Source organism: Propionivibrio sp. (assembly GCF_029255185.1).
Classification (GTDB): Bacteria; Pseudomonadota; Gammaproteobacteria; order Burkholderiales; family Rhodocyclaceae; genus Propionivibrio.
On the sequence record NZ_JAPUVO010000107.1, the window covers coordinates 1 to 5164 of the forward strand.

Genomic DNA, 5164 nt, shown 5'->3' on the forward strand with positions numbered 1-5164 from the left:
CGTTGATAGGTTCGTGCTGCAGCGCTTCGTCGTAGGCTCTGGAAATCACGGCGAGATCGTAGGCCGCGCACAAGGCCGCCAGCGTGGCGTCGCTGGAGCCGTCGTTGACGACGATGATTTCGATTTCCGGATATTGCAGCGCCAGCAGGCAGCGCACGCTTTCGACAATCACAGCCTCCTCGTTATGCGCGGGGACGATGACGGTGACCGGTATGGTCGTCTCCGACAACAGCGTCTGCCAGGCGGACTCCATATCGTTGACCGAGGAATAGCGACGCAAGGCCCACCAGGCGGCGGGAAGCTGCAGCAAGTAAATGAGATTCTGCGCGAGCGTGACGCAGATGACAAGCCAGACCATCGTGTCGAAGAACAGGCGATGCTGGTTGAAGAACTCCGTCGCGACGATGCTGGCGTTTTCCATCATGCGGCGCCGCTTTCTGACTCGTCCAGAACGTTCTGGACGAGCTTGGCCTTTCTGTCCTGACCTTGGAGCACCTCGCCGAGGATGACGCCGCCTACGCCCTCGATCTTATTAAGCGCCTGCGCGGCGCGGAAACGAACCCACCATGCCGGATCGTCCAGCAGAACGGCGAGTTTGGGAATGAAGCTGTGGCATTTCAATCGCGATGCGGCGCGGACTGCGTTGACGCGCATTGCTATCTCCGCGTCGTCCAGTCCTTCCAATATGACTGTTTCAGCGCGATGATCCCCGATATAGCCCAGCGCGTTCAACGCCTGCGCCCGTATGTCGCCATGAATGTCGGGCATGCGGCAGAGCGCGATCAGCGGCGAAACCGCGTCCAGAGTCCGATTATGCCCCAGCGCCATAATGGCCGCCGTACGGATTTCCGTCGAGGCGTGCGCGTCGCCCATCAGGTCGATCAGAAAGGCGTTTCCCTCGTCGCCAAGCTTCATAAATATGTCGGCGAGCACGAGCGTGCTTTTCATGCTCGACAAATCGAGCCGCTTTAACGCTTCCGCCAACGCGTCGCATGCGCCGCGTTTGGCGAGGCCGCGCAGGCAGACGATCTGAATATCGGGATCGGGGTCGGTGCAATGATCGACAAGGTGTTGAAGGGTCGGTGCGGTGGTATCGTGGGAGCAGTAGATGAGCAGCAGGATTTTCTCGCCCTTGCCCGCCTTTGGCAGGGCGCGGCTCAAATAGGCTTCGCAGCCCAGCGCCCGCAGCATGGTCGTGATGTCTTCGGCTTGTTTGCCGGAAAGGTTTCTTAGCCATTCTATGGCGATTTCAACCGCGATGGACAGATCGATGTCCATCGGCGTGACGGCGCGCGCGTCGCGCATGGCTGTCAGCATGGCCTGCATCGTCGCAGCCGTCGCCGCCTTGCGCGCCTTGCGCCGCGCCGCCCTTCTTTCATTGATCGCGTGACGGACGATCAGCGCTGTGGCCATAACGACCGAGATGCAGGCGAGCGTCTGCGAACCCAGCCAGATCAGCGCCAGGAAACCATGCTCAGTACCTGTAGGCGAGACTGACATCGAAGCTGTTGCGCGTGTAAGATTGAGCCATGCTCTGGCGGGCGTAGTCCATGCGGATCGATAGTTTGTCCGTCACGTCAAAGATCAACGCGCCGAAACTCGTATCGGAAGGAATGACGGACGACTGGTCAAGATCCGGCGCGTAGGCATAGCCGACGACGAAGCCGAGTTCCGGCGTCAGACGGCCATCCAGCTGCGTCATCCATCCCTTGGTCGATTTCCCGCCGACCTGATAGCTGTAGAGCATTTTTGCCGTTATGTTCCAGTCCTCGGCCAGCGCGAGAAGCGGTCCTGCGGCGAAGCTTCTGGTTTCGACGGTCGTGTACCAGTCGTCTTGGTAGGAAACGGGCAGCCAGAGCGGAAAATATGTCTCGGCCTCGTTCGCGATGCGACCGCTCGCGCCTACGCGCAGGCGGAACCGAGATTTGTAATCGGCCTCCGGCGAGCCCGCGACGGCAAGATCGCCGTACAAGGTGTCGGCGAATTTATGCGCCACGCCGGCCTCGTATTGCATATTGGTCGTGTCGAACTGGTTGAAACGCTCGGCGCGGACATGCAGGAAGGTTCGCGCTTCGTCGAATTGCCGCGTCAGTTGCATGAATGCGTGATGCCAGTTGGGTTGTTCGCTGCCTTGAAACGTTCCCACGCCATAACCTGTGTCCAGCCGCCACAGGCCGGACGACGCGCTTTCTCGACGGGCCCGCATGGCGGTCAGTCCCGTTTGCGCCTCGGCATATTCCGGATGAAGCGCGACGATGGCGGCGTAGTCGGCCTCCGCGAGGTCGAGATGTCCCTGATACGCGTGCCAGTTGGCGCGCAACAGGCGGTAATCCGCGTTCTCGGGATGCGCCTCCATTAGCGCGTCGATGATTGGCTTCGATTGCGCGAAGTTTGATTGCCACAACAGGATCGTGGCCTGAGCCGCCGCGATTTCGGGATCCTGCGGATTGAGCGCCGCCTGCGCGCGCAGCAGCGCCTCGGCCTGCGCGTAGTCTTTCTCGCTGGCGCTTTGCAGAGCCTGTCTTATGGGATCGCCGTCTGCGGCCAGCGCTTGGTGACCGAGGCAGCATAGGCAGACGATAAACGCAAGGAGGGAGCGAGACTCGCGCATGCTATTTCTGAAGGCCAACCTGCACACCCATATAGCGCGTGCACCGCGCCACGACCTCGTCGAGATTGAAGGGCTTCACGATGTAGTCCTGCGCGCCCTGGTTCAGCGCCTCGATGATGTCGCCTTCGCGCCGCTTGGCGGTCAGGAAGATCACGGGAATGCTTTTGGTCCTGGTGTCGCTCCTGAGTTTGCGAAAAATGGACAGACCGTCGCCGCCAGGCAAGAGGCGATCAAGGATGATGACGTCTGGCAATTCCTTCGCGGCCGTGGCGTAGGCTTGCTCGCCGTCGCTCGCTAGAAAGACGCCGTAGCCCAGAGACTGGAACTTGTGCCCCAGCAGGTCGCGGATGGTGACGTCGTCGTCCGCGATCAGGATCTTGCGCTTAATGCGCGTCAGCAGGCTGAGGATGCGCCCGCGAAACGCGATGGGGTCGAACGGCTTGATGACGTAATCGACGATGCCGAATTTGAAGGCGTCCACGATCTCGCTGTTCTTCTTGTCCGCCGTCAACATCACCACGGCCATTTTCTTTTTGAACGTCTTTTCTTTGAGCGCTGACAAAAGGCCGATGCCGCCAAGGTTGGGCATGTTGTTGTCAAGCAGGACGACGTCAGGCTCCTTTTGCTCTATGAGGGCCAGCGCCTCGCGCCCGTCGTTCGCCAGCAAAACCTCGGCTTCGTCGTGAAGGAGGTGTGGCAGCATAAGCCTGATGGCGTCGTCGTCGTCAACGCAAAGAATGACGGGAAGTCCCTTGCCTGCGTTGGCGTTCCCTGCCTCCGACGGCAGATCGTCTTCTTTGTCTGCGAGCAGGGCGTGGCGGGCGTTCTCGCACACGTCAAGCAGGTAACGCGCGTTTCTGGCATATTCTTCGTAGGGTTTAGGCGGCGATGCGGCCAGAGACTCGTCAAGATCGCGGGCGGCGTCACTGATCGCCGCGTAACCATAGGTTGCGCCCGATCCGGAAAGTTTGTGCATCAAGGCGCGGATCGTTTGCACTTCGCCTGCGTCTGGATACCCGTTTCTGCAGGATTCTAGAAAAGCCTGAATTTCGGCAAGGCGCGGCTCCAGCTGGGCCAGATATTTCTGGCGCAGCGACTGCATTTTGTTCTTCATGATCGTATCGTCGGTTCTCATGGCGGCTCCTGCCGTAATGCGCGTGTCTCAGAGAAGAAGGTCACTTTCTTTTTTGCGAAGCTAAGATGGATCCTATGTGTCGGACGACAAGATCGGCGTCGTTAGTTTGGGCGACAACTTTAATCGACGGCGTCTCAGCCACTCTAGGCGTCGCATCGGCCTCGTCAAGGCAAAGGAAGCGGCATGCCGGATATGCGGCCGCGCAGGATTCCATGACTTCGGGCGGCAGCGTGTCGCGATCGCAGACAATTATGGCGTTTCGCGTTCCCGCCGCCGAAAGATCGTTTGAAAGATCTTCGTTCGTCACGATGACGAGGCAGCGCAATTTTTGCAAACGATCCGCCAAGCCGTCAACAAGGGCGCGGTTCTTAAGTTTCAGCACGACGCGGATTTGCTGGCGCGCCAGAAAGTCGCGTATGACCTGACGCAACGTTTCGGGATTGAACGGCTTGGTGATATAGTCGCTGGCGCCAGCCGCAAGGCCGCGCAAGACGTCTTCCTTGCTGTCGCTGGCCGTTATCATGATGATAGGGATTTTCGACAGAGTCGCGTCGTCCTTGATCTTTTCAAGAAATTTCAGGCCGGTGAGGCCATTGGGCATAATGTCGTCCAAAAGCACCAAGGCGGGATTGTGGGCCCGCATCAATTGCTCGGCCTCGCCGGTGTTTTCTCCGAACAGCAAGCGCGCCTCCGGCTCCAGCAGCGCGTGGATCGCCTGCCGGATCGTGGGATCGTCGTCAACGGCGAGGATCAGGGGCAAGGAATCCGACTCTGACCGTGCCGCATCGCATGCGGCGGCGCCTTCAGAAAGGGCGGCGTTTATCCGCTTCTGATCCACGGCAGCCTTACTGTCGCGGCAGAATTGCGCGATTTCAGGCGCGATGTCGGCGCAGGCGATAGGGGCCTGCGCTTTAAGGGTCTGTTCCAGCGCGCGCGCGCTGTCCGATATTGCCGCGAACCCGTAGATGCCACCGCTTCCCGACAGCTGGTGAAAGATATTTGTCAGATTCTCGCGGTCCTCGTCGGACAGAACGCCCGCGCGGTGCGACTCGCTATAAATTTCCAACGCCTTAATTTTCTCGGACAGGCGGACAAGGTAATTCGCCAGCGCCAGACGCCATTTGTCGTTGCCGCGCGTCGGCTCACCGGTCTGCATCATGGTCTTCCCATATCTGCACGATCCTGTCGCCGAGCAACATGGGATCGAAGGGCTTGGTGATGACGGAGGTGGCGCCGCCATCGATATATTGCTTTACTTCGTGCGGCTGGGCGCGGGCCGTCATCAGGACGATGGGTATCTTGTCATAGCCGGCCTGCTGGCGGAACAGGCCCATGGCGACCAAGCCGTTGATTTTCGGCATCATCATGTCGAGCAGGATCAGGTCGGGCGCGGTTTCCGCAAGGCTCTGGATCGCGGC

6 protein-coding genes are annotated in these 5164 nt (G+C 59.8%); all 6 read right to left on the reverse strand.

All coding sequences use genetic code 11. The features are described from left to right. Positions 1-424: glycosyltransferase (locus tag Q1J43_RS09635; RefSeq protein ID WP_301102269.1), on the reverse strand; the 424-nt coding region annotated here is incomplete at its 3' end. Next, entirely contained in the window at positions 421-1500 is a 1080-nt protein-coding gene (locus Q1J43_RS09640) for a HEAT repeat domain-containing protein (RefSeq protein WP_301102270.1), read from the reverse strand. The genes Q1J43_RS09635 and Q1J43_RS09640, both read right to left, overlap by 4 nt. Next, positions 1475-2611: a YaiO family outer membrane beta-barrel protein gene (locus tag Q1J43_RS09645; RefSeq protein ID WP_301102272.1), complete on the reverse strand. Its 1137-nt coding sequence runs from the start codon at positions 2609-2611 to the stop codon at positions 1475-1477. The genes Q1J43_RS09640 and Q1J43_RS09645 overlap by 26 nt, the downstream gene beginning before the upstream one ends. 1 nt (position 2612) lies before the next feature. Beyond that, entirely contained in the window at positions 2613-3713 is a 1101-nt protein-coding gene (locus Q1J43_RS09650; RefSeq protein WP_301102273.1) for a response regulator, read from the reverse strand. Between the two features lie 73 nt (positions 3714-3786). Next, positions 3787-4905, reverse strand: a complete 1119-nt coding sequence (locus Q1J43_RS09655; RefSeq protein ID WP_301102274.1) for a response regulator — start codon at positions 4903-4905, stop codon at positions 3787-3789. Further along, the coding region (locus Q1J43_RS09660) for a response regulator (protein WP_301102275.1) at positions 4889-5164 on the reverse strand (276 nt) is incomplete at its 5' end. The genes Q1J43_RS09655 and Q1J43_RS09660, both read right to left, overlap by 17 nt.

What these genes read in the sequence shown, in the direction of transcription:
- Q1J43_RS09650 (WP_301102273.1), bottom strand. Translation starts at nt 3,713, where the DNA reads ATGCAGTCGCTGCGCCAGAAATATCTGGCCCAGCTGGAGCCGCGCCTT.
- Q1J43_RS09655 (WP_301102274.1), bottom strand. Translation starts at nt 4,905, where the DNA reads ATGATGCAGACCGGTGAGCCGACGCGCGGCAACGACAAATGGCGTCTG.
- Q1J43_RS09645 (WP_301102272.1), bottom strand. Translation starts at nt 2,611, where the DNA reads ATGCGCGAGTCTCGCTCCCTCCTTGCGTTTATCGTCTGCCTATGCTGC.
- Q1J43_RS09640 (WP_301102270.1), bottom strand. Translation starts at nt 1,500, where the DNA reads ATGTCAGTCTCGCCTACAGGTACTGAGCATGGTTTCCTGGCGCTGATC.